Source organism: Kitasatospora sp. GP82 (genome assembly GCF_029892105.1).
GTDB lineage: Bacteria > Actinomycetota > Actinomycetes > Streptomycetales > Streptomycetaceae > Kitasatospora.
In genome coordinates, this window is the sequence record NZ_JARZAJ010000001.1 from 323096 (window position 1) to 346236 (window position 23141).

The following is a 23141-nucleotide window of genomic DNA, read 5'->3' on the forward strand; positions in this document are numbered from 1 at the left end:
CCGGACCTGGGCCCCCCGGTGGCCCAAGTGCCGGGAGCTGCTACGAGAGCGGTGCCTCCAGGGCGTACCCGACGCCGTGCACCGTACGGATCCAGCTGGCACCGATCTTGCGGCGCAGCGCCTTCACATGGCTGTCGACCGTGCGGGTGCCGGAGGCGTCCGTCCAGTCCCAGACCTCGGCGAGCAGCTGCTCGCGGGTGAGTACGGCGCGCGGCTGGGCGGCCAGGCAGGCCAGCAGGTCGAACTCGGTCGGGGTGAGGTGAACGTCACCCGAGCCGAGCCGCACCCGGCGCTGGACATGGTCGATCTCCAGCTCGCCGAAGCGCAGGCTGCCGAGCGCGGGCGTCCGCGCCGCCTGCTGGGCGCGTTCCACCCGGCGAAGCAGCACATTGACCCGGGCCGCCAGCTCGCGCATCGAGAACGGCTTTGTCATGTAGTCGTCCGCGCCGACGCCGAGGCCGACCAGCAGGTCCGTCTCGTCGTCGCGGGCGGTCAGCATCAGGACCGGCACCGGGCGCTGGGCCTGGATCCGCCGGCACACCTCAAGGCCGTCGAAGCCGGGCAGCATCACGTCGAGGACCACCAGGTCGGGCTGCCAGGTGTGGAAACCGTCCACCGCGCCCGGCCCGTCATGGGCCACAGCGACCTTGAAGCCCTCGGCGCCGAGCCGGGCCGCGATCGACTCGGCGATCGTCGGCTCGTCCTCGACGACGAGTACCCGTCGTTGTGTGGTCACCGGACTGCCAGTGCCGGTGCTCTCCTGCTGAATTTCTGTCACGGTCACGCCACCGCCCCCAGGGCTGCGGGCCGACTGCCTGTGGGGACAGCGGGCTCCGCTCGTAGTCGTCTTGTTCCGTCATTGGGCCGTGCCCGGCCCGCCGTCTTCCCGAAATGCCGTCCGCCGTCGGCACCGGAAGGAAGACCCGCAGGTGTGGGTCCGCGCGTCTTCCGCGCTTATCGCAGCGTACGGACACTGCGAGCATCCCGGCAGGTGAACCGGACATATCCGGCCTGTGGGCCGGTGCCGGAAAACCGCCCGGGACGGGGCACGGGGCGATACCTTACCCGGCAAAAATATCGCCCGTAACGGTGCGTATGCCCTCGAACGGATGGCAGACTGCACAGCGAAGTGACTACTTGTCCGTAAACAAAGGGATGGTCCGGACCAAGGTGGGGAGGGTGTCACGGCCCATTTCGAAGCGATCTTCACAGGTCTCTCTCAGCGGGCTCTCAGGACCTCGACGTACCGTGGGCACGACAACCGTCACCGACCCGTCGCTGAACCTGGAGTGGAGACGGAATGCCGGACCTGCGAGGCGGTGTGACCGGTGCCGCCCACGGGCGGGGTTCAGGCCTGCTCGCGCTGACCGGACTGCTGGACGTCGTGCGCCGGGCGGTGCCCACGCCGCGCCGCAATCCCTTCGCACTCGGCTATCTGCTGGTGCTGCTCGGCACCACCGTGTTCTCCCACTTCGGCGACCCCGCCCTGGTGCACCGGTTGCAGGCGATCTCCAGCACCGACGGGCACAACCTGCTGCACCGCCCCCTCCTCGCCCTGCTGCTCAGCGGGCTCTGGGTGGCCGGGCCGGTCTGGATGCCGTACCTGTGGGCCTTCGCCTTCACCGTGGCGCCCCTGGAGCGGCGGGTCGGCGGTCGCGGGGCGGCGGCCGTCTTCGCGGCCGGGCACATCCTGGCCACCCTCCTGTCGCAACTGGTCGTCGCGCTCAGCGTGGCCGCCGGACGGCTCGGCCCCGGTGCGCTGGACGACCTCGACATCGGCGTCAGTTACGGCGTGCTCGCCAGCCTCGGCGCGCTCGCCGGACTGCTGCGGCCGGGCGGGCGGGTGCTCGTCCTGGCCGGGGCGAGCGGCATGATCGGCCACCAGATCCTGGCCGACCAGGACCTGGTCACCGGCGTGGGCCATCCTGCGGCCCTGCTGGTCGGCATCTCCCTCTGGCGCTGGCTGCGCCGTGGCCCGGGCCGCCCGCTGCGCCTGCGCCGCCCCTTCCCCGGCAGGGTCGCGCCCTCGGAAGTCTGAGCCGCCGTGCGGCCGGTCGGCCGGGCACGACGCCGCGCCGACCCTCTGTCGGGCAGTTGCACCGGCCCCGCCGGCAGGTCGCGACGCCGCCTTGCGCCGCCCCCTGTGCCCCTGACCAGGTGCTGTCCCCAGACCGCGCCCTGATCGCTCAGGGCGAACATCAGCTCGGGAACATCCGGGGCTCCGCAATCCTTAGTCAGGTCAGCTCAACTTCGCTGACTGGGGAGAGATAATGGCATCGACGTCCGCTTCGCTCACCCTGCCCGTGCTGCCGCTCGACGACGAAGTAGTACTCCCGGGCATGGTGGTCCCGCTGGACCTGTCCGACACCGAGGTGCGTGCCGCCGTCGAGGCGGCCAGGGCGGGTGTCGCCGGTGGGGCGAAGCCGCAGGTTCTGCTGGTGCCCCGACTGGACGGCTCGTACGCGGCCGCCGGCACGCTGGCCACCGTGGAACAGGTCGGCCGGCTGGCTGACGGGGACCCAGCGGCTCTGGTCCGTGCCGTGCGCCGGGTACGGATCGGCGCCGGCACCACCGGCCCCGGCGCCGCGCTCTGGGTGGAGACCAGCCCGTTCCGTGAATCCGACCCCGGGCTGCCGGTGGCCGGTCGCGCCGCCGAGCTGGTCAAGGAGTACAAGGCGCTCTCCACCCAGTGGCTGCGCAAGCGCGGCGCCTGGCAGATCGTCGACCGGGTCGCCCAGATCGAGGACGTCGGCGAGCTCGCCGACAACATCGGGTACGCGCCCTTCGCCACCGCCGAGCAGAAGCTCAAGGTGCTGCTGGAGGCCGACCAGCTGGCCCGACTCGAGTACGCGCTGACGCTGCTGCGCGACCACCTCGCCGAGGAGGAGGTCAACGACACCATCCGCAAGGACGTCGAAGAGGGCGTGGCCAAGCAGCAGAAGGAGTTCCTGCTCCGCCGCCAGCTGGAGGCCGTCCGCAAGGAGCTCGCCGAGCTGAACGGCGACCCGGCCGACGAGGAGGGCGACTACCGCGCCCGGGTCGAGGCCGCCGAGCTGCCCGAGAAGGTCCGCGAGGCCGCTCTCAAGGAGGTCGACAAGCTGGAGCGGGCGAGCGACCAGTCGCCCGAGGGCTCCTGGATCCGCACCTGGCTGGACACCGTCCTGGAGCTGCCGTGGAACGAGCGCAGCGAGGACGCCTACGACATCGCCGGCGCCCGAGCGGTGCTGGACGCGGACCACGCGGGCCTGGCGGACGTGAAGGACCGGATCGTCGAGTACCTGGCCGTGCGCAAGCGCCGGGCCGACCAGGGGCTCGGTCTGGTCGGTGGCCGGCGCGGGGGCGCGGTGCTGGCGCTGGTCGGGCCGCCCGGCGTTGGAAAGACGTCGCTCGGCGAGTCGGTGGCCCGTGCGATGGGCCGGAAGTTCGTCAGGGTCGCGCTCGGCGGCGTCAGGGACGAGGCGGAGATCCGCGGTCACCGGCGCACATATGTCGGAGCACTCCCCGGTCGCGTGGTGCGCGCCATCAAGGAGGCCGGGTCGATGAACCCGGTGGTCCTGCTGGACGAGATCGACAAGGTCGGCTCGGACTACCGGGGCGACCCGGCGGCCGCACTGCTCGAAGTGCTCGACCCGGCGCAGAACCACACCTTCCGCGACCACTACCTGGAGGTCGAGCTGGACCTCTCCGACGTGGTCTTCCTCGCCACCGCCAATGTGCTGGAGGCCATCCCCGAGCCGCTGCTCGACCGGATGGAGCTGGTCCGCCTGGACGGCTACACCGAGGACGAGAAGGTCGTCATTGCCCGCGACCACCTGCTGCCCCGCCAGCTGGAGAAGGCCGGGTTGACGGGCGAGGACGTCTCGGTGGACGAGGCGGCCCTTCGCCTGCTGGCGGGCGAGTACACCCGCGAGGCCGGCGTCCGGAACCTGGAGCGTTCGATCGCCCGCATCCTGCGGAAGATCGCCGCGCAGAGCGAGCTGGGCGGGCGCGAGCTGCCCGCCGCGATCGGTGCGGGGGACTTGCGGTCGCTGATCGGGCGGCCGCACCACACCCCCGAGTCCGCCCAGGAGCCCGCCGAGCGGCGCACCGCAGTCCCCGGCGTGGCCACCGGTCTCGCGGTAACGGGCGCGGGCGGCGACGTCCTGTACATCGAGGCGTCCCTCGCGGACGCCGAGACGGGTGGCACCGGCCTCACCCTCACCGGTCAGCTGGGCGACGTGATGAAGGAGTCCGCGCACATCGCGCTCTCCTTCCTGCGCTCGCGCGGCGCCGAGTTGGAGCTGCCGGTCACCGACCTGCGGGATCGCGGCGTCCACCTCCACGTCCCCGCCGGGGCCGTCCCCAAGGACGGCCCGAGCGCCGGTGTCACCATGACCACCGCGCTGGCCTCGCTGCTCTCCGGCCGCAAGGTCCGCAACGACGTGGCGATGACGGGCGAGGTCTCGCTGACCGGCCGGGTGCTGCCGATCGGCGGGGTGAAGCAGAAGCTGCTCGCCGCCGACCGGGCCGGGATCACCACCGTGATCATCCCCAAGCGGAACGAGCCCGACCTGGACGACGTCCCGGCGGAGGTGCTCGAGCGGCTCACCGTCCACCCGGTGGCCGACGTCCGCGAGGTGCTGAAGCTGGCCCTTGAGTCGGCCGAGGTGCTGGTCGCCGCCGCGTAGGCGCCCTGGGGCGCGGGGCTTTGGTCAACTGCGTGCGCGAACAACCGTGCACCTCCGTGGAGGGCTGGTCGCGCACGCAGTTGATCAGGCTGGGCCCCGCGCCCCGGGTGGTGCATGGCCGATCGTCAGATGCTGTGCCCACAGGGTGAGACGCTCTTGTGAGACGGAGTGTCAGCACGTAAGGATGTCAGTCATGAATCGCCACGCGTATCTGAGCCCTCGGCTGGACGTCGACCTGGCGTACGCGCGTTCAGCGATCTGTCACCGCGCCCACTGAGGAGCGCGGTTGCCCCCGCCCGGCCGTCGGCCCCAGGACCGGCGGCGACTACCTGACCATCGTGGCCCCTCGGCTGTCCAGCGCCGACGGCCTGATCCGCACCGTCCTGCGCAACCCCCTCATCCCCGGCACCGGCGCGACCTCGATCCTGGACCCCTACTACTACGCCGAGGTGGATCCGGAGACCGGCAACGTGGTGCGCACCGAGTACGTCGGGGCGGGTTTCGTCTTCGACACCCTGCAGATGGCCGGCAGCATCGCGGCGGGCCGGGTGGTGCTCCAGGGGACGACGACCGGAGTACTCCGAATCACGGCCGGGTAGCGAGCGCAAGGGGAACCGGGGAGTAATGCCCGGGAGGGTCTTTCGAGTACCGGGGCGAAACTTCGGCATGCGACACTGCCGAAATGCCGTCGCCTACACAGAGGGTTCTGGCCCGGGTTCCGGCCCGACTGCGTCCTTTCCTGGTGCAGCACCGCAAGCTGGTGAAGTTCCTGTTGGTGGGTGGCACCTGCTTCCTGCTCACCATGGCCGTCAACTTCGGGCTGAAGCTCACGGTGCTGCACGCCAAACCGGTGGTCTCGCTCACCATCGCCACGGTGATCGCGACCGTCTTCTCCTACGTCCTCAACCGGCAGTGGTCCTTCAGGACCAACGGCCGGCACCGCGAGGCCGTGCTCTTCTTCGTGGTCAGCGGGCTGGCGATCCTGGTGAACGACGCCCCGCTGGCCGTCTCGCGCTATGTGCTGGACCTGCGCGAGCCGGACGTCAGCTCCTTCACCCAGGAGGTGGCCGACTTCCTCAGCGGGATGATCATCGGCACGCTGTTCGCGATGGTCTTCCGGTACTGGGCGATGAAGCGCTGGGTCTTTCTGCCGGAGCCGCCGCCCGCCGCAGGGGAGGCGTCGCAGCCGCAGCCCGAACACGTCTGACGCGCCAGGACGCTCAGCCCCGGGGATCGAGGTCCGCGAGGGGGCTGAGCGTCCGTCGGCTCTCGGAACGGGTCAGCTGACGGGTTCGCGTCCGTAGCGCGGCTTGCGGATGACCGCGAGCATGGTGACGGCGATGCCGACCACCGCCCAGGCGGACAGGATCAGCAGCGGCAGGCCGATGTTGGTGCCCCCGAAGTAGGCGATCGAGCGGGCTGCGTCCGTACCGGCGCCGTTGGGGATCCAGGAGCCGATGGCCCGCCAGAACGGGGGCAGCAGCGGCGGAGGGTAGACCCCGCCCGCACTCGGGTTGCCGAGGACCACGAAGAGCAGCACCGCCAGCCCGATCCCGATGATGTCGAACAGTGACTGCAGGGCCATGGTGATCGCCCCCACCGCGAACACCACCAGACTGCCGAGTCCGACCAGGCCCCAGCTGGATCCCGGCAGGGCGTTCAGGGCCGGTCCGACGATGATCGTGCCGCCGATCCCGGCCGCGATCGAATAGAACGCGAGGGCGCCGAGGCGGATCAGCGCCCGGTGGCGGTTGGCGGGCCGGGCGCCCGCGCTGATGCCCAGGATCGAGGCGACCAGGTAGCCGCCGACGCACCAGCCGATGACCAGGTAGAAGGAGGACAGGCCCTTGGCGTCACCAGCCGCCAGCGGGACGACGTCCTCGACCTTCACCGTGCGGTGCTGGGACTGCTCCAGCCCGGTGACGATCTTCTCGGCGGCGGTGGCGGCAGCCGCTCCGCGCGCCTCGGCGACCAGCAGGGTGTCCTCGGTGCCGGTCGGGTTGAAGACCAGGGCCGCGTAGACCTTCTGGTCCTTGATCTGGGCGGTCGCCGCCTCCGGGCTCGCGGCCGTGACCGCCCTGACCGCATCGCCTGGGACGGACTCAAGACCGGCCACCAGCTTGGGGCCGACCTGGGGCGGGGCGACGACGGCGATCGACAGCCGGTGCGGGGCGGGGTGGTGCAGTGCACCGACGTACGAGGTGATGAAACCGAGCTGCAGCAGCAGGACGGCGATCACCAGGAGGGCGGCGCGCGGGGTGACCGCGTCCTTCAGTTCTGCGAGAAACCCCCGGTTCGGGCCGGTCATCGACACTCTCCTCTGTTTTGGATCATCGAAAACACGGGCAAAAAGGATACTTCACATCATGAAACAGTTTCCGAACGGGGGAATCGTAACCCTGCGGGATACTGGTCGCCATGAGTGACGAGGCGGCAGCCGAGGAGGCGTTCCTGGCGGTGGAGCGCGAAGTGGCGCTGCTGTTCCGGCGTGGGCGCGCCCGCGCGGCGGACATGTCCAGGCGGGTGCATCCCAGGCTGGAGGGGGTCGCGTACAGCATGCTCGGCTTCATCGAGGAGGCCGGGCGGGTGCGGATGACCGACATCGGGCTGCACTTCGGTGTGGGGAAAGCCACAATCAGCCGGCAGGTCAAGGTGCTTGAGGAGCTCGGGCTGGTGGCGCGCGAGCTCGATCCGCTCGACCGCCGCTCCTCGCTGGTCTCGCTGACCAGCGAGGGCGCGATGCGCTATCTGCGGGCCAGGGGTGGCCGGATGGCGCACTTCAGGGCGTTGATGGCGACCTGGGAGACGGCCGATGTGGCACAGTTCGCCGACCTGCTCCAGCGATTCAACGACCTGACCGACGAGCCGATAGAGGCCTGAGTCCCAGTCGTCGTTCGTACCCCGCCCGCCCTGGCCGGCGGGCTTTACTTTGCCTTGGAGAAGGTTGCCTTATTCAACTATCTGGGATTATGGTTGCCCTAGGCAACAAAACCCCAGCCAGTCGAAGGACCCAGATGAGCGCCTCGCCGACCGAACCCATGAACCATCGCCAAGTACTCGAAGCCCTGTCCGGTCTGCTCCTCGGCCTCTTCGTGGCGGTGCTGTCCTCGACCGTCGTGTCGAACGCCCTGCCCCGGATCCTCAACGACCTCCACGGCGGCCAGTCCGCCTACACCTGGGTGATCACCGCCGCACTGCTCTCGCTCACGGCCTCCACGCCGATCTGGGGCAAGCTCTCCGATCTGGTCAGCAAGAAGCTGCTGGTGCAGGCCGCGCTGGTGATCTACATCGCCTCCTCCGCGCTGGCGGGCCTCTCGCAGAACCCCGGTGAGCTGATCGCCTGCCGCGTGCTCCAGGGCATCGGGGCGGGCGGTGTCACCGCGCTCGGCCAGATCTGCCTGGCCTCGATGGTCTCGCCGCGCGAGCGCGGCCGGTACAGCGGCTACTTCGGCGCGGTCTTCGCGCTGGCCACCATCGGCGGCCCGCTGATCGGCGGCGTCATCGTGGACACCAGCTGGCTCGGCTGGCGCTGGTGCTTCTACGTCGGCATCCCCTTCTCGCTGATCGCCATCGCCGTGCTCCAGCGGACCCTGAAGCTGCCCGTCACCAAGCGCAAGGTGAAGATCGACTACCTGGGCTCCGTGCTGATCGCCGCCGCCGTCAGCCTGCTGATGATCTGGATCAGCCTGGCCGGCCAGAACTACGCCTGGGTGTCCTGGCAGACCTTCGTCATGGTCCCCGGCGGTCTGCTGCTGGCCGCGCTCTTCGTACTGGTCGAGAGCCGGGCGGCCGAGCCGATCATCCCGCTGGGCCTGTTCCGCTACCGCACCGTCACCCTCGCCGCGATCGCCAGCGCCCTGGTCGGTATCGGGATGTACGGCGCGACCACCTTCCTCAGCCAGTACTTCCAGCTGGCCAAGGAGAAGTCGCCGACCATGGCGGGCATCATGACCCTGCCGATGATCCTGGGACTGGCCATCTCCTCCACCGTCGCCGGACGCCTGATCACCAAGTACGGCAAGTGGAAGGCGTACCTGGTCGCCGGCACCTTCCTGCTCGCGGTCGGCTTCGGGCTGCTGGGCACCGTCCGGGACAACACCTCGTACGGGCTGCTCGCCCTCTACATGGCGGCGACCGGCCTCGGCCTCGGACTGACCATGCAGAACCTGGTCCTCGCGGTCCAGAACACCGTCCCGCGCCATGAGCTCGGCGCGGCCAGTTCGGCGGTCACCTTCTTCCGCACCATGGGCGGTGCGATGGGCGTCACGGCGCTCGGGGCGCTGCTCTCCAACCGGGTCACCCACTACCTGACCGACAACCTGACGGCCGCACACATCAACCCGGCGGGCGCGGCTGCGGGCGGTGGCGAGATCCCCGACCTGCACAAGTTGCCCAAGCCGCTGGTCCCGCTGGTCACCGACGCCTTCGGGCACGGTGTGGCGGAGGTCTTCCTGGTGGCCGCGCCGTTCGCGCTGCTGGCCTTCCTGGTGGTGCTGCTGATCCGCGAGGTGCCGCTGCGGAGCGGCCACGAGGAGCCCGCCGCGCAGCCGGAGCCGCAGCTCGTCAAGGGCTGAGAGCCGGATACGGCACCGGAAACCGCCAGGGGCGAGGTGCTCTGCCGGACCAACTGCGTTCGCGAGCGATCCCGTGCCTTCGGGGGCGATGGGCAACCGATCGGCCATGGGCAACCGGTCGGCCATGGGCAACCGATCAGCCATGGGCAACCAAAAGGGGCGCGGGGCTCTGCTTGATCAAGCAGAGCCCCGCGCCCCTGAGCGCTGAGCGCGTCGGGTCAGCCGGCGATCAGCGACAGCCCGTACAGCACGACGCCCGCGCAGGCGGCGAAGCAGACGGAGGCGCCGGCCAGCGCCAGCGTGCCCCTGCCCGATGCCGCGCCTTCGGCGCCGGACCGGCCGGCCTCCAGCGCCGCCTCGCGGCGGGAGAGGGCGAGGACGCCGAGGGCGAAGACCGTGACCACCGCGACGGTGATGACGAAGCTGGCCCCTGCGGTCTGGGCGAGGGCGGCCCACTTGATGCTCATGAGTGACTGCCTTCCGGGCTCAGGCCGCGACGGTGGTCGAGGCCGGGGTCGGGACGGTGGCGGCGGGGGTGCCCGCGGCCGGGGTGACCTCGGTGGTCTCGACCGGGGTGACGTCGTTGACGTTGCCCGCGTGCACCGGCTGGCGGCGGGAGACGAGGTACATCGCGCCCGAACCGGCCACCAGCGCCGTGCCGACCACCGCGACACCCCAGGTGCCCTGGTCCACGATTACGGCCGCGAGACCGGCGACGACGGCCGCCGCAGGCAGGGTCAGGCCCCAGGTGTAGACCATGCGGCGGGCCATGCCCCAGTTCAGCCGGGGGTTACGGCCGCCGAGACCGGCGCCCATGATGCCGCCGGAGCAGACCTGGGTGGTGGAGAGGCCGTAGCCCATGGAGGAGGAGGTCAGGATGACGGTGGCGGCGGCGGTCTCGGAGGCCAGGCCCTGCGGCGGACGGATGTCGGCCAGGCCCGAGCCCATGCTGCGGATGATCCGCCAGCCGCCCATGTAGGTGCCGAGCGCGATGGCCGCACCGGCGCTGGCGATGACCCAGACCGGGGGCGTCGCGCCCTTGTGCAGCGCGCCGGCCGAGACCAGGGCCAGGGTGATGATGCCCATGGTCTTCTGGGCGTCGTTGGTGCCGTGCGCCAGCGAGATCAGCGAGGCGGAGAACATCTGGCCCTTGCGGAAGCCCTTGTCGCTGGTCTTCTCGTCGGTCTTCCTGGTCAGCAGGTACGCCAGCTTGGTGGCGCCCCAGGAGGCCAGTCCGGCGACGATCGGCGAGGCGACGGCCGGGATCACGATCTTGGACAGCACGGTCGCGAAGTTCACGCCGTGCAGGCCGACACCGACCACGGTGGCGCCGATCAGACCGCCGTAGAGCGCGTGCGACGAGCTGGAGGGCAGGCCCCGCAGCCAGGTCAGCAGGTTCCAGAGGATGGCGCCCACCAGCGCCGCGAAGATGATCGACGGTTGGATGCCCGCCTTCTCGTTGACGATGCCGCCCGAAATGGTGCTGGCGACCTTCACGGAGAGGAACGCACCCGCGAAGTTGAGGACTGCCGCGATGGTGACCGCGACCTTGGGCTTGAGGGCTCCCGTGGCGATGGAGGTGGCCATCGCGTTGGCGGTGTCGTGGAAGCCGTTGGTGAAGTCGAAGGCGAGCGCCGTGATGATCACAACGGCCACCAGGAACGTGATGTGTTCCATACCCAAACAATCGTCGTAGTTGCCGAGCTGACGGTGGTGTCATCGTGGACCGTAGGGACGGTTGGTGAACGGAAGGTGAACTACGGCGGGAATCGTGGCTCGGATGATGTCGTGAGGGTTGCGTGAAGGCGACCCCTGCGTGCCGCTTGAGCCCCTGACGTGGCCATTTGTCGGTGATCATCCGGTTTGACGACAGCCCCATGAGACGCGGCTCACAACGGAGCTGAGAATTCATCAGACCCGTTCGGAGAGCCTCTGTCTGTCGCGGCCCCGTCATGGCAGGATCAGCCAGTGACTGGCGGGTAACAGAGGTCCGGCGCGGCCGGACGGGGGAGGGCAGGCCGATGGGGGCTGCACAGCGCGTCGAGGCAACCGGTGTGCGGCCGTGGGTGCGGGCCGCGCTGCGCTGCGGAGCGATGCTGGCGGTCGCCGCCCTGGCGCTCCCGCTGGCCGGCACGGCGTACGCGGCCCCGGAGCCCCGACCCAACGTCAACGTCGCGCCGGGCGCCGATCCGCTCGCCGACGCCAAGGCCACTCTTGCCCCGCTGCTGCAACGCCTGCACCAGCTCTACACGGAGGCCGAGGCCGCCACCGAGCAGTACAACACCACCGCCGACAAGCTCAGGCAGCAGCAGGCCACCGTCGCCGACCTGCACACCCGCCTGGCCCGCCAGCAGACCGCCGTGGACACCGGTACCGACATCGCGGCCCAGCTCGCGGGCGCCCAGTACCGCAACGGCAACGTCTCCGAGTACGCCGACCTGCTGCTCGCCAAGGACCCGTACGAGGCCGTGGTGATCGCCGAGTTGCTCCAGGCCGCCGGGCGCTCGCAGTCGGTCTTCCTGGACAAGCTCAAGGCCGACCGGGCCGAGCTCACCGGGCTCCAGCAGCAGGCCGAGGCCGCCCAGGCCCAGGTCCAGGCGCTGGCCACCCAGCAGGAGCGGACCAAGACGGACACGGCCAAGCGGCTGCAGGCCGTCGAGGACATGGTCGCCTCGCTCACCGGCGCCCAGCGAAGCGAGCTGGAGCAGCTGGAGAAGCAGCAGGCCGACGAGGCCCAGCTGGCCTTCCTCGCCTCCGGTGCGCTCGGCAAGGGCGAGCGCACCCCCTCGGCCGCCGGGCGCCAGGCCGTCGCCTACGCGCTGGCGCAGCTCGGCAAGGACTACCGCTGGGGCGGGGAGGGGCCGGACATGTTCGACTGCTCCGGGCTGACCTCGCAGGCGTGGCTGCACGCCGGCCGTCCGATCCCCAGGACCAGCCAGGAACAGTGGGCGGGGCTCCGGCATGTGGCACTGAACCAGCTGCGCCCCGGTGACCTGGTGATCTACCACGAGGATGCGACGCACGTCGGGATGTACATCGGCGGCGGGCTGGTCGTCCAGGCGCCGCACACCGGCGCGGTGGTGAAGATCTCGCCGGTGGCCATGCTGCCGATCCTCGGCGCGGTGCGGCCCGACCCGGAGGCGGGTGCGGACGAGCAGGGCGGTGCCTGGAAGGTCCCGGACGTCGGCGACACGGTGAACGAGGTCACGCCGATCAAGCCCTCGAAGCCGTCCGAGCTGCCGAAGCCTCCTGCGCCGCCCGAGACGCACCCCCCGACCGGAACCCCGAGCAGCCCGCCGCCGTCCACCCCGCCGTCGACCCCGCCGAGCGCCCCGTCGAGCACCAAGCCGGGTACGCCGTCGGCGACGCCGTCCGGTTCCGGCTCGCCCTCGCCGTCCGCTTCCCTCTCGCCTTCGGGTTCCCCGTCCACCTCGGGCCGGGGCTGACCGGTCCTCAGCGGTCGGCCGCGGCCGGTTCCGGCGCCAGCTGCATCTCGGGGCGGCCGGTGACCAGCAGCCAGGCGGGCAGGGCTGCCACGCAGAGCATCGGGAGCAGCGCGAGGTCCGGGACGATCGCGACCGCGGTGAACAGGCTCATCCAGCCCTGCCTGGTGGTCGCCAGCAGCAGACCGAGGCTCGCGCAGACCACGGCCAGGGCCGGCGGCACCGAGGGAATGAGCGCGCTGACGGCGAAGCCCAGGGCCACCCCGACGAACACCACCGGGAAGATCCGGCCGCCCCGGAACCCGGAGCCGGCGGCGATCAGCATCGCGAGCAGCTTGACCACCGTCATGCCGAGCAGTGCCCAGAAGCCGTGGTCGCCATAGCCGAGGGCGAGTTCCTTGAGCTGGTCGAGGCCCTTGAAGAGGGTCGGCTCGCCACCGAGCGCACCGAGGACGCCCAGTGCCAGACCGCCCGCCGTCAGCATCGCCACCGGGTGGGCGATCTGGTGGAACCCCCGGTGGACGTACGGGAGGGCGTAGACGGCGGCCAGTCCGAACAGGGCGCCCAGGGCACCGATCAGCAGGGCCCAGACGAGGTCGAGCGGCCGGGCGCCGGGGTAGCCGGGCACCTTGGCCACGAAGTCGTTCCCGGCGACCAGCAGTGTGGTGAGCGAGGCTGTGACGGCGGCGACCAGCGGGGCGAACAGCCGGTCCCAGAGTGCTCCGGGGGCGGGCACCTCGGAGAGGATCAGGGCGGCCGCGACGGGGGTGCCGAAGAGCGCGGCGATCGTCCCCGCAGCGGCGAGGCCCAGCCAGAGGGCCGGGCCGCTGTCGGGGAGGAAGCGCCGTCCGATCCAGTAGGCCAGCGCGATGTTGATCATTGCGATCGGGTTCTCGGGGCCGAGACTGACGCCACCGGCCAGCGCCAGCACGGTGGCCACGGCCAGACCCGGCAGTACGTACGGGGGCTGCGGCAGGTCCACCAGGCTCGTGGTGGCCGGGTCCGGACCCGCGTGGCCGGGGGACTTCCAGACCGTCAGGCCGACGGTGGCGCCGGTGGCGGTCAGGACGAGGATGATCCACCACGGGTTGAAGCCGTCGATGCCCAGGCCGTGCGGGATCGCCGTCCAGAGCAGGTACTGCAGGCGCCCCGCGGCCCGGTTGAGGCCCAGCAGGACCAGGGCGCACCCGATGCCCACCAGGATCGCCGGGGCGATCAGCGGGATCAGCCGGCTCGCCGGGGTGACCGGGCCGCGGGCCGGGCGCTCGGGGTCGTCGGGGTTGCCATGGCCGGCGCTGTCGTGCGGGGCGGCGTCGGCCATGGCGGTACCTCCGGGGTCGGCCCGTGCGGGTGGGTGTCAGATTAGTGGCAAATCAGACATTTCACCCGAACATCCCGACGGGGTGTCACCTGTCGTCGTGTCAGCCGCGGCTCTCGGCCACGGCGGTCGAGGCGGCCGATCCGGCCGGGGTGCTGTCGGCCTCGAAGCGGATCACCACGGCCTTGGAGGTCGGCGTGTTGCTGATGTCCGCCGTCGAGTCCAGCGGGACCAGCACATTGGTCTCCGGGTAGTACGCGGCCGCGCCGCCCCGGGCCACCGGGTAGTGCACCACCTTGAAGTGCGGTGCCCGGCGCTCGACGCCGTCCTGCCACTCGCTCACCAGATCGACGTAACCGCCCTCGACCAGGCCGAGTTCGGTGGCGTCGGCGGGGTTCACCATGACCACCCGGCGGCCGCCGGTGATACCGCGGTAGCGGTCGTCGAGGCCGTAGACGGTGGTGTTGTACTGGTCGTGCGAACGCAGGGTCTGCAGCAGCAGGCGGCCCGCCGGGACCTCGGGGGCGGTCAGCGGGTTGACGCTGAAGTTGGCCTTGCCGGTGGTGGTCGGGAAGGTGCGGCTGTCGCGCGGACCGTGCGGGAGAGCGAAGCCACCGGGGCGGCGCACCTTGGTGTTGTAGTGCTCGAAGCCCGGCACGACCCGGGCGATCCGCTCCCGCAGGGTGTCGTAGTCGGTGGCGAAGTCCTCCCAGGGGAGCGGCTCCTGCGGGCCGAGGGTGGCACGGGCCAGGCGGCAGACGATCGCCACCTCGGAGAGCAGCTCGGGGCTCGGCGGGCGCAGTCCGCCGCGCGAGGAGTGCACCATGCCCATCGAGTCCTCGACGCTGACGAACTGGTTGCCCTTGGCCGTGCGGTCCTTGTCGGTGCGGCCGAGGGTCGGCAGGATCAGCGCGCGGGCACCGGTCACCACGTGCGAGCGGTTGAGCTTGGTGGAGACGTGCACCGTCAGGCGGCAGCGGCGGATCGCCGCCTCGGTCACCTCGGTGTCGGGAGTCGCGGCGACGAAGTTGCCGCCCATGGCGAAGAAGACCTTCACCCGGCCGTCCCGCATCGCCCTGATGGTGTCCACCGAGTCGTAGCCGTGGCGGCGCGGCGGCTCGAAGCCGAACTCCTTGCCGAGGGCGTCCAGGAAGGACTTGGCGGGGCGCTCGAAGATGCCCATCGTCCGGTCGCCCTGCACATTGCTGTGGCCGCGCACAGGGCAGACCCCGGCGCCCGGGCGGCCGACATTGCCGCGCAGCAGAAGGAAGTTGACCACCTCGCGGATGGTCGGCACGGCGTGCTTGTGCTGGGTCAGGCCCATCGCCCAGCAGACGATGATCTTCTCCGAGGCCAGTACGAGGCGGGCCAGCTCCTCGATCTGCTCGTACGGCAGGCCGGTGGCGGCAAGGACCTCCGCGCGGTCGGTGGTCTTCGCCTCGGCCGCGAACTCCTCGAAGCCGAGGGTGTGTTCGGCGATGAACTCCTCGTCGACGGCGCCCTCGGTGCCGAGCAGGATCTGGTTGAGGGCGCGGAAGAGCGCGAGATCGCCGCCGAGGCGGATCTGCAGGAAGAGGTCGGTCAGCTTGGTGCCGTGGCCGATCAGGCCGCGCGCGTTCTGCGGGTTCTTGAAGCGCTCCAGCCCCGCCTCCGGCAGCGGGTTGACGCTGACGATCTTCGCTCCGGCCCGCTTGGCCCGCTCCAGTGCGGAGAGCATCCGGGGGTGGTTGGTGCCCGGGTTCTGACCGGCCACGATGATCAGGTCGGCCTGGTAGAGGTCCTTGAGGTGGACGCTTCCCTTGCCGACACCCAAGGTCTCGGTGAGAGCCGACCCCGAGGACTCGTGGCACATGTTGGAGCAGTCGGGCAGGTTGTTGGTGCCGAGTCGGCGGGCGAACAGCTGGTAGGCGAAGGCGGCCTCGTTGCTGGTCCGTCCCGAGGTGTAGAAGGCGGCGCCGTCCGGGGTGTCGAGGGCCTTGAGCTCGTCGGCGACGATCGAGAAGGCGCGGTCCCAGGAGACCGGGACGTAGTGGGTGGCACCCTCGTCCAGCAGCATCGGCTGGGTCAGGCGGCCCTGCTGGCCCAGCCAGTAGCCGGAGCGCTCGGCGAGCTCGGCGACCGGATGTGCGGCGAAGAACTCGGTGGTGATCCGGCGCTCGGTGGCCTCCTCGGCGACCGCCTTGGCACCGTTCTCGCAGAACTCGGCGCTATGGGTCTTGCCCGGCTCGGGCCACGCACAGCCCGGGCAGTCGAAGCCGTCCGGCTGGTTCATCTTGCGCAGGGTGGCCAGCGTACGGCGGGCGCCCATCTGGTCACCCGCTTTGCGCAGGGTGTGGCCGATCGCGGGCAGGCCGGCTGCGGCGTGCTGCGGCGGCGAGACCTGGGGCGCGTCCTGCGCCGGGTCACTCTGCGGGGCCTGCTTGGCCATGACTGCCCACCTCCTGCTCCTCGGGCCCGCCATCATTGCCGACCCCTGCATCAATCCTTTCACTGCCCCGGGGCAACCGGGCAGCACCCCAGGAGCCCGGGGCCCCGGGGCACTCGGGGGCCTTGATCGGTTACTCGAGTGCCCCGGGGTCCCCGGTCGGTTTCCCGGTTGCCCACGGGTTCCGGGGGTTGGGCCAGGGCGTGGAGGAGGGCGCGGGCGGTGGCGTCGTTCTGGCGGAAGGCGGGGGCGTTGGTGCGCGGGCGCGCGAACGCGGCGTACGAGCGGCCGTTGGTGTGCGGGCCGAGGGCGGTGCGGCGGGGGTGCGGTGCGCCGCCGAGGCCGGGGTCGAGGATGCGGCCGTCGGCGGGGGCGGTGCTGAGCAGACCGGAGCGGTGGGTGTGGGTGTCGTCCGCCACGACCTCCTCCAGGATCCGGCCGCTGTGGTGCAGGGCGCGCAGCACGGGGTCGTCGGTGCGGGCCAGGGCGTGTCTGGGCAGGTAGCCCTCGATGAGGGCGGTGCCCCGGACGGTGTGGCCGGGGACGGTCGGGCTGGTGGCGAGGAAGGTGCCGGTGGACTCGTCCGGTTCGACCCGCAGGTCCGCGCCGAGGAAGCGCAGGATGCCCGCCTCGGAGAGGGCGAGCAGCTGGCGGAGCCGGAAGCCGGGCGGTCCCGAGGCGAGGAAGCCGAAGAACCCGGACCACCAGCCGTCCAGCTCCTCGGCCACCGACCGGGCCGTCAGCCGGCCGGCGGCCACCAGCCGGGGCAGGTGGGCGTAGAGCGAGAGCAGGCCGAGGAAGGCGCCGAGGTCGGCGCTGTGGGCGGGGTCGGCGCGGCGGTCGGCGTCGGCGGCGATGTAGGCGCGCAGGTGCCGCTGGAGCTCCTCCGGGTCGGCGGGCCGCAGGCCGGTCAGTGGGCGGTCGAGGGCTTCGAAGTCGAGCCGGTCGGCGGGGTCGGGGACGGACTCCCGGATCAGTTCGGCGAGTTCGGGGTCGTACCAGCCGTGCCGGTCGTAGCGGTCCAGGAAGCCGGCCCAGGGCAGTGCGGTGCGCTCGGGGTGGGCGTGGAACAGCTCGTGGTAGTGGCCGAAGCCGATCTCCTTGGCCATCAACGGCCAGACGTCGCGCCTGAGTTCGAGCTGCCCTGGACGTTCGAGCAGGCCGTCCACGGCGGCGGTGTCGAAGTAGCGGGGCAGTGGCGCCGGCGGGCCCTGGAGCCGGTAGCCGGTCTTGGAGTGGTACGGGACGCCGCGGCGCGAGCCGGCGTGGATCACCGGCTCCCGGCCCGAGGGGTGGTAGCGCAGGCCGTCGGCGGTCTCCTCGTAGCGGCCGCCGCGTCCTTCGGTGAGCAGGGCGACCAGGTCGACGAAGGCCAGCCCGAGGCCGCGCAGGATCAGTTGCTCACCGGGAGCGATGCCGGAGAGGTCCACGTCGGAGGAGAAGGCGGGCGCCAGGTGGAAGCGGCCGTGCCGGGCGGCGAAGGCGGCGCTCGCGCGGTGCCGGGGCTCGGGCGTCGACCCGAGGTGCCCGAGGGTGAGCACCACCTGGTCGGCGGTCAGGACGCCGTCGGAGAGCCGCACCAGCTGTGGGCCGTCGGCCGGTCCGGTGACCGAGCGGGCGGTTTCGCGGTGCACGGTGACGGTGATGTGCGGGGGCAGCTCGGCCACGGCCCGGCGGAAGGTCCAGTCCAGGTAGGCGCTCTGGGCCCGCCGGGTGGGGAAGTCGGTCGGTGTCAGGGAGCGCAGCTCCTGCCGTACGGCCGGGTCGGGGACCGGGGCGTACGGTGCGAACTCCTCGGGCTGCCTGGCCCATTCGGCGAGCGAGGGGCCCGGGCGGACGGGTCCTTCGATGGTCGAGGACTCGTCGGTGAACATGGTGACGTCCTCGGCCATCGAGTTCATCCGCAGCAGCGGCGACTGCTCGTACCGCCAGATCCGGCCGCCGCCGGGCGGGTGGGGGTCGACCAGGTGGATGTCCAGGGGCCGGTCGGCGGGCAGCAGTTCGGCGGCGTTGGCGGCGATGCGCTCCAGTAGTCCGGTGCCGCGCGGGCCCGCGCCGATGATCACCAGGGTGCTCAACTCCGGTCACCCGCCGGCGAGGTGAGGGCGGCGCGGGCGCGTTGCAGCGGGGTCGGCGGCCGGAGCGTGAGGACCAGGCCGTTCACGATGGCGGTGGTGGTGAAGTACTGGCCCACCACGTCCCACTGGAACGCCTGGTTGCGCACCACGGAGTTGAGGGCCAGCGCGAGCAGCAGCAGGGCGAGGGCGGAGGTGACCAGCCGCCCCGGGCGGCGGCGCGTGACGATGGGCGCTCCGGTCTCGGCCACGGGGGCGAGTGGCGGCGCGGGGGCGGGCAGGACGTCGTGCGTGGTGGCCATCAGAGGGGCTCCAGAGCGGGGGCGGGCAGACCGGACGGCGGTCGTCACACGCGCAGGCCGCGCCCCTCAACGCGACCGGAGCCACCGCGACTTGGCGGGCTCCTCAGTGCACACTCACTCCGGACAGGATCGTACGTGTGCCCGAGCCTCGGCTGTCAAGGGCGATTCCCGGCCCGTGGCCGGCCACGCGAGTGCTCGCGCTCCGAGACCGACCGGCCCTGATGGCTCCGGATCCGGGCGGTGGTTGACGAACTGCAAGGTTCACTGCTCAACTTGACGGCATGAACGCCGAGCAGCCCCTGGTCACGCGCGGCCACATCGACTTCGGTCGGGTGTGGTCCGCAGCGTGTTGCGGCTGACCCGGCAGCGGGCCGTCTGACCGGCCCTTTCTCTCCTTCGGAGACCTCCCTCGGTCGCCCCGTAGCGGGCCGGGAGCCCGTCTGCCCAGACGGAGCACAGGCGCACGCTGCCGCCTCCTCTCACTCCAGCTGATGCACCGTCACGCGCCGCTCTCCCCATGCCAGTCCGGCTCAGCCTGCCCGGCCTCGCTGCGCCCTGCCCGCGCACCTCCCAGGACGGCACTACCGAAAGGCCCTTCGCCATGCCCGTCGAGTTCCTCGGCATCGCCGCCACCGGCGACGGCTCGGAGACCAACGTCCGTACCACCCCCGCCTTCGACCGCGACTACACCCTGCGCCTGGCCCGAGCCCATGAGGAGTACGGCTGGGACCGCGTCCTCTTCGCCTACGGCTCGGGGTCGCCCGACCCGGCGCCCGGCGCCGCGTACCTCGCCGCCAAGCTGGACACGCTGCAGATCCTGCTGGCCCACCGGCCCAACGTCTCGTACCCCACCTTCGCGGCCAAGACCTTCGCCACCCTGGACCGGATCAGCAACGGCCGGCTGACCGTGCACTTCATCACCGGCGGAAACGACCACGAGCAGCAGCGCGAGGGCGACTTCCTGACCAAGGACCAGCGCTACGCCCGCACCCGTGAGTACATCGAGATCGTCAAGAAGATCTGGACCAGCCACGAGCCCTTCGACCACGAGGGCGAGTACTACCGCTTCAACGACTTCGTCGCCGATGTCTTCCCCGTCCAGAAGCCCCGGCCCGACGTCTCCTTCGGCGGTTCCTCCCCGGCGGCGTACGCGGCCGGTGGCGCCGAGGCGGACATCTACTGCCTGTGGGGCGAACCGCTGGCGCAGACCGCCGAGCAGATCGAGAAGGTCAGGGAGGCCGCCCTGGCGGCGGGCCGGACCGACACCCCGAGGATCCAGGTCGCGTTCCGGCCGGTCATCGCGCCGACCGAGGAGCTCGCCTGGGAGAAGGCGCACCGGACGGTGGACGCGATCAAGGCCCGCAAGGCGGACGGACCGGCCCGGCACCGCCGGCCGGGCAACGGCCGGCCCGGGGCCTGGACACCTGAGAACGCCGGTTCGCAGCGTCTGATCGAGATCGCCGAGGCCGGTGAGCGCTACGACCGCGCCCTGTGGACCCCGACCGCCGCCGCGACCGGCGGAGGCGGCAACTCCAACGCCCTGGTCGGCACCCCCGAGACCGTCGCCCAGGCCCTGCTCGACTACTACGACCTCGGCGTGGAAATCCTCTCCGCCCGGGGCTACGACCTGCTCGACGACGCGATCGACTTCGGCCGGTACGTCATCCCGATCGTCCGCGAGGAGGTCGCCAAGCGCGACGCGGAGCGGGTCGCCGCACAGGCGGCCGAGGAGGCCGAACGCGAGCGCGACCGGCAGCAGCTGATCGCGGTCCAGGCATGACACTGCTCGTCGAGGTCCGCCGGGTCACCCTGGACGACCCGCTCGCCGAACCGCTGGTGCGCGAGCTCACCCACGAGTACGTCAGCCGCTACGGCCCGTCCGCACAGCAGGAGATGACCCGCTTCCCGGCCGCCGAGTTCGCGCCGCCGGACGGCCTGGGCCCCGGTCCGCGGCGGCCTCGGCCTGCTGCCGGTGTCCCCCGGGGGCTGGGTGGTTGCCGGGTGGCGGACGGCAGCGCAGGCTGGAAGTACCGATGGCCCGGGCGGCCGGGCCGGGAGGCGAGGCTTCCGATGAGCAGGCTCGAAGAACAGATCAACGTTGATGTCCCGGCGCAGGAGGTCTGGGCGCAGCTGCACCGCATCGACGAGTACCCGATGTTCGTGGACGGGGTGAAGAGTGCCTTTGCGCACGGCAGAAGCGGCGCCCATCTGGATATCGAGACCGGCGGTGGCGACCAGGCGTTCGAGACCCAGCTGACCGATCGCGGCAATGACCAGGTGATGGCCTGGCGGACGTTGGACGCCCCGGAGCTGAAGGGCACCTTCGCCGTGAACCCGCTGGACGACGAGCACACCCAGTTGCAGATCCGGCTGGAGTACGACCCGGACGCCGTCCGGGCGGCCTTCGGCGGCCCGAAGGGATTCGCCCAGGTCCGCGCGATCGAGGAGACGGTCCGGGCCGACCTGGAGCACTTCAAGGACCTGGTGGAGAGGCGGAAGTAGTCACGGACGCCCCGGTCGCGCTCGGCCGACGGCCGTCGCGCTCGGTCACAGAGCCGGCAACCGACCTCGTGGTCCCGGGTGCCGTCGCGGGGGCCTGTACGACGATTCCCGCCGGGCGGGAATCGTCGTACAGGCCCTAGTCTGAACTTCGTTCGATTCGGCGGCACCCGGGTGTCGGCGGTGGGGGAGCGATGCGGGCCGGGACGTACTGGACGGCAGGTACCAGCTGATCTGGACGGCAGGTACCAGCTGATCGGCGAGCTGGGCCGGGGCGGCTTCGGGGTGGTCTTCCGGGCGTACGACCAGCAGTTGGCGCGTGAGGTCGCGGTCAAGCTGCTCGCGGACCGGTACGCCGCCGATCCGCGCGATCTGCGGCGCTTCCGGGACGAGGCGATCGCGGTGGCCAGGCTCAACCACCGGAGCATCGTCACCCTGTACGACTTCCCGAGGTCGCCGCCCGAGCCCTACATGGTGATGGAGCTGGTCACCGGGCGCTCGCTGTCCCGAGGCGGGTACGCCCGACCTGGCCGTCGCACTCGGCTGGCGACCGGCCTCGACGGCCCGCTCGGCGAGGCCGCCGCCCGCGACCTCGACCGGTTCGAGCGGGCCCTGGCGCCTGCGACGGGCGTGCCGGTCGGCCAGCTCGCGGACCTGGTGGCCGGCTGGGCAGGGGCATGCCTCCGGCGGTCCTCTGCACTGCCGGAGGCATGCGCAGCTCTGCCGCACCTTGTCAACCGTATGGGCACCTGATTCGTCACCTCGGCCGCTTGGATGGATTGATAGGAATTCGCCGAGATCGCACCTCTGGTTCGTTGGTGGTGGCGTTGATATACCTCTCATGCATATGACGGGAGAGGTGTGCGGCCTCCCCGGTGACATGCGACGAACCAGGTGGTGATGGGCAATGAAGCTCCTCCGTGTGGGTCCCCCGGGTGCCGAGCGCCCGGTGGTACTGGGCCGGGACGGCGCCGCGTACGACCTCTCCGGGCGGACTCCGGACATCGACGGGCCGTTCCTCGCCGGGCTGGACCCGGCCGAGCTGGACCGGGCCGTCTCGGCGGGTGAACTGCCGCTGACGGACATCGACGGCCTGCGGGTCGGCGCCCCGGTGGTCCGGCCCGGCAAGGTGGTCGGGATCGGTCTCAACTACTCCTGCCACGCCGCGGAGGCGGGCGCCCAGGAGCCTGCCGAGCCGGTGATCTTCCTCAAGCCGAGCAGCACCGTCGTCGGTCCGAACGACGAGGTCCTGGTGCCGCGCGGCAGCGAGAAGACCGACTACGAGGTCGAGCTCGCGATCGTGATCGGCCGCACCGCCCGCTACCTGGCGGGCCAGGAGGAGGCGGCGGCCGTGATCGCGGGGTACGCGACGGCCAACGACGTCACCGAGCGCGCGTTCCAGACGGAACGCGGCGGTCAGTGGGACAAGGGCAAGTCCGCCGAGACCTTCACGCCGCTGGGGCCCTGGCTGGTGACCGCAGACGAGGTCGGCGACCCGCAGAAGCTCAGCCTGAGGCTCTGGGTCAACGGGCAGCTGCGGCAGGACGGCACCACGGCGGTGATGATCTTCCCGGTGTTGGAGATCGTCCGCTATGTCAGCCAGTTCACGGTGCTGGAGCCGGGCGATGTGATCATCACCGGTACGCCCGCGGGTGTCACCCTCGGCCACCCGGGCACGCCGTTCCTGCGTCCCGCCGACGTCGTCGAGCTCGAGGTCGAGCGCCTCGGCCGCCAGCGTCAGGTGCTCGGCCGGGCGTAGCGGCCCCGAAGCGCCTCATGGCACGCCCGACCCTTGGCACGGGGGTCGGGAGCCCGAGCGAACTCCGCCGCCGACTACG

18 protein-coding genes and 1 pseudogene are annotated in these 23141 nt (G+C 71.3%); 11 read left to right on the forward strand and 8 right to left on the reverse strand.

The features are described 5' to 3' along the window. Positions 1-40: 40 nt before the first annotated feature. Positions 41-778 carry a response regulator transcription factor gene (locus P3T39_RS01400; RefSeq protein WP_280695361.1) on the reverse strand — a complete coding sequence of 246 codons (738 nt, stop codon included), beginning with the start codon at positions 776-778 and terminating at the stop codon, positions 41-43. Between the two features lie 522 nt (positions 779-1300). Here P3T39_RS01400 and P3T39_RS01405 point away from each other — a divergent pair. The 4 genes and pseudogenes from P3T39_RS01405 to P3T39_RS01420 all read left to right on the forward strand — a co-directional run bounded on the left by P3T39_RS01405 (position 1301) and on the right by P3T39_RS01420 (position 5874). Next, positions 1301-2038 (forward strand): rhomboid-like protein, encoded by a 738-nt coding sequence (locus tag P3T39_RS01405; protein WP_280695362.1) that lies wholly within the window; start codon positions 1301-1303, stop codon positions 2036-2038. Positions 2039-2270: 232 nt separating this feature from the next. Further along, positions 2271-4667: an endopeptidase La gene (gene lon / locus P3T39_RS01410; protein WP_280695363.1), complete on the forward strand. Its 2397-nt coding sequence runs from the start codon at positions 2271-2273 to the stop codon at positions 4665-4667. Positions 4668-5011: 344 nt separating this feature from the next. Next, positions 5012-5266 (forward strand): annotated as a pseudogene (locus P3T39_RS01415) (hypothetical protein); the annotation flags it as partial. An 83-nt stretch (positions 5267-5349) separates the two neighbouring features. Next, positions 5350-5874: a GtrA family protein gene (locus tag P3T39_RS01420; RefSeq protein WP_280695364.1), complete on the forward strand. Its 525-nt coding sequence runs from the start codon at positions 5350-5352 to the stop codon at positions 5872-5874. A 72-nt stretch (positions 5875-5946) separates the two neighbouring features. On the opposite strand, the gene P3T39_RS01425 is transcribed toward P3T39_RS01420, so the two are convergent. Beyond that, positions 5947-6975: a DUF3533 domain-containing protein gene (locus P3T39_RS01425; RefSeq protein WP_280695365.1), complete on the reverse strand. Its 1029-nt coding sequence runs from the start codon at positions 6973-6975 to the stop codon at positions 5947-5949. A 110-nt stretch (positions 6976-7085) separates the two neighbouring features. Here P3T39_RS01425 and P3T39_RS01430 point away from each other — a divergent pair, with 110 nt between their 5' ends. Beyond that, a complete protein-coding gene (locus tag P3T39_RS01430; RefSeq protein ID WP_280695366.1) occupies positions 7086-7547 on the forward strand; it encodes a MarR family transcriptional regulator in 462 nt (153 codons plus the stop codon). A gap of 134 nt (positions 7548-7681) precedes the next feature. After that, the gene (locus tag P3T39_RS01435) at positions 7682-9241 is read left to right on the forward strand and encodes an MDR family MFS transporter (RefSeq protein ID WP_348534293.1); all 1560 of its coding nucleotides are present in this window, start codon (positions 7682-7684) and stop codon (positions 9239-9241) included. Positions 9242-9459: 218 nt separating this feature from the next. Here P3T39_RS01435 and P3T39_RS01440 read toward each other — a convergent pair whose 3' ends face one another. After that, on the reverse strand, positions 9460-9708 hold the full coding sequence (locus tag P3T39_RS01440) for a hypothetical protein (RefSeq protein WP_280695367.1): 249 nt from the start codon (positions 9706-9708) through the stop codon (positions 9460-9462). A 19-nt stretch (positions 9709-9727) separates the two neighbouring features. Beyond that, positions 9728-10918 carry an inorganic phosphate transporter gene (locus P3T39_RS01445; protein ID WP_280695368.1) on the reverse strand — a complete coding sequence of 397 codons (1191 nt, stop codon included), beginning with the start codon at positions 10916-10918 and terminating at the stop codon, positions 9728-9730. A gap of 344 nt (positions 10919-11262) precedes the next feature. Here P3T39_RS01445 and P3T39_RS01450 point away from each other — a divergent pair, with 344 nt between their 5' ends. Then, on the forward strand, positions 11263-12687 hold the full coding sequence (locus tag P3T39_RS01450; protein WP_280695369.1) for an NlpC/P60 family protein: 1425 nt from the start codon (positions 11263-11265) through the stop codon (positions 12685-12687). A 7-nt stretch (positions 12688-12694) separates the two neighbouring features. Here P3T39_RS01450 and P3T39_RS01455 read toward each other — a convergent pair whose 3' ends face one another. The 4 genes from P3T39_RS01455 to P3T39_RS01470 all read right to left on the reverse strand — a co-directional run bounded on the left by P3T39_RS01455 (position 12695) and on the right by P3T39_RS01470 (position 18804). Then, positions 12695-14005 (reverse strand): ion channel protein, encoded by a 1311-nt coding sequence (locus P3T39_RS01455; RefSeq protein ID WP_280695371.1) that lies wholly within the window; start codon positions 14003-14005, stop codon positions 12695-12697. 100 nt (positions 14006-14105) lie between these two features. Then, the gene (locus P3T39_RS01460; RefSeq protein ID WP_280695372.1) at positions 14106-16430 is read right to left on the reverse strand and encodes an FdhF/YdeP family oxidoreductase; all 2325 of its coding nucleotides are present in this window, start codon (positions 16428-16430) and stop codon (positions 14106-14108) included. 59 nt (positions 16431-16489) lie between these two features. Then, positions 16490-18505, reverse strand: a complete 2016-nt coding sequence (locus tag P3T39_RS01465) for an FAD/NAD(P)-binding protein (protein ID WP_280695373.1) — start codon at positions 18503-18505, stop codon at positions 16490-16492. Continuing rightward, entirely contained in the window at positions 18502-18804 is a 303-nt protein-coding gene (locus tag P3T39_RS01470) for a hypothetical protein (RefSeq protein ID WP_348534294.1), read from the reverse strand. The genes P3T39_RS01465 and P3T39_RS01470 overlap by 4 nt, the downstream gene beginning before the upstream one ends. A gap of 601 nt (positions 18805-19405) precedes the next feature. Between P3T39_RS01470 and P3T39_RS01475 the strand changes: the two genes are divergently transcribed. The 4 genes from P3T39_RS01475 (at position 19406) to P3T39_RS01490 (ending at position 23062) form a co-directional block, all read left to right on the forward strand. Then, on the forward strand, positions 19406-20584 hold the full coding sequence (locus P3T39_RS01475) for an LLM class flavin-dependent oxidoreductase (RefSeq protein WP_280695414.1): 1179 nt from the start codon (positions 19406-19408) through the stop codon (positions 20582-20584). Next, positions 20581-21306 (forward strand): SRPBCC family protein, encoded by a 726-nt coding sequence (locus tag P3T39_RS01480; protein ID WP_280695374.1) that lies wholly within the window; start codon positions 20581-20583, stop codon positions 21304-21306. The genes P3T39_RS01475 and P3T39_RS01480 overlap by 4 nt, the downstream gene beginning before the upstream one ends. A gap of 180 nt (positions 21307-21486) precedes the next feature. Further along, a complete protein-coding gene (locus P3T39_RS01485; protein WP_280695375.1) occupies positions 21487-22056 on the forward strand; it encodes a protein kinase in 570 nt (189 codons plus the stop codon). Positions 22057-22210: 154 nt separating this feature from the next. Then, positions 22211-23062, forward strand: coding sequence for a fumarylacetoacetate hydrolase family protein (locus tag P3T39_RS01490; RefSeq protein WP_280695376.1), 852 nt, complete (start codon positions 22211-22213; stop codon positions 23060-23062). Positions 23063-23141 lie beyond the last annotated feature (79 nt).

Excerpts from the sequence above, each read along its gene's own strand:
- P3T39_RS01405 (WP_280695362.1), top strand. The coding sequence starts at position 1,301 with ATGCCGGACCTGCGAGGCGGTGTGACCGGTGCCGCCCACGGGCGGGGT.
- lon (WP_280695363.1), top strand. The coding sequence starts at position 2,271 with ATGGCATCGACGTCCGCTTCGCTCACCCTGCCCGTGCTGCCGCTCGAC.
- P3T39_RS01420 (WP_280695364.1), top strand. The coding sequence starts at position 5,350 with ATGCCGTCGCCTACACAGAGGGTTCTGGCCCGGGTTCCGGCCCGACTG.
- P3T39_RS01425 (WP_280695365.1), bottom strand. The coding sequence starts at position 6,975 with ATGACCGGCCCGAACCGGGGGTTTCTCGCAGAACTGAAGGACGCGGTC.
- P3T39_RS01430 (WP_280695366.1), top strand. The coding sequence starts at position 7,086 with ATGAGTGACGAGGCGGCAGCCGAGGAGGCGTTCCTGGCGGTGGAGCGC.
- P3T39_RS01435 (WP_348534293.1), top strand. The coding sequence starts at position 7,682 with ATGAGCGCCTCGCCGACCGAACCCATGAACCATCGCCAAGTACTCGAA.
- P3T39_RS01440 (WP_280695367.1), bottom strand. The coding sequence starts at position 9,708 with ATGAGCATCAAGTGGGCCGCCCTCGCCCAGACCGCAGGGGCCAGCTTC.
- P3T39_RS01445 (WP_280695368.1), bottom strand. The coding sequence starts at position 10,918 with ATGGAACACATCACGTTCCTGGTGGCCGTTGTGATCATCACGGCGCTC.
- P3T39_RS01450 (WP_280695369.1), top strand. The coding sequence starts at position 11,263 with ATGGGGGCTGCACAGCGCGTCGAGGCAACCGGTGTGCGGCCGTGGGTG.
- P3T39_RS01455 (WP_280695371.1), bottom strand. The coding sequence starts at position 14,005 with ATGGCCGACGCCGCCCCGCACGACAGCGCCGGCCATGGCAACCCCGAC.
- P3T39_RS01460 (WP_280695372.1), bottom strand. The coding sequence starts at position 16,430 with ATGGCCAAGCAGGCCCCGCAGAGTGACCCGGCGCAGGACGCGCCCCAG.
- P3T39_RS01470 (WP_348534294.1), bottom strand. The coding sequence starts at position 18,804 with ATGGCCACCACGCACGACGTCCTGCCCGCCCCCGCGCCGCCACTCGCC.
- P3T39_RS01475 (WP_280695414.1), top strand. The coding sequence starts at position 19,406 with ATGCCCGTCGAGTTCCTCGGCATCGCCGCCACCGGCGACGGCTCGGAG.
- P3T39_RS01480 (WP_280695374.1), top strand. The coding sequence starts at position 20,581 with ATGACACTGCTCGTCGAGGTCCGCCGGGTCACCCTGGACGACCCGCTC.
- P3T39_RS01490 (WP_280695376.1), top strand. The coding sequence starts at position 22,211 with ATGAAGCTCCTCCGTGTGGGTCCCCCGGGTGCCGAGCGCCCGGTGGTA.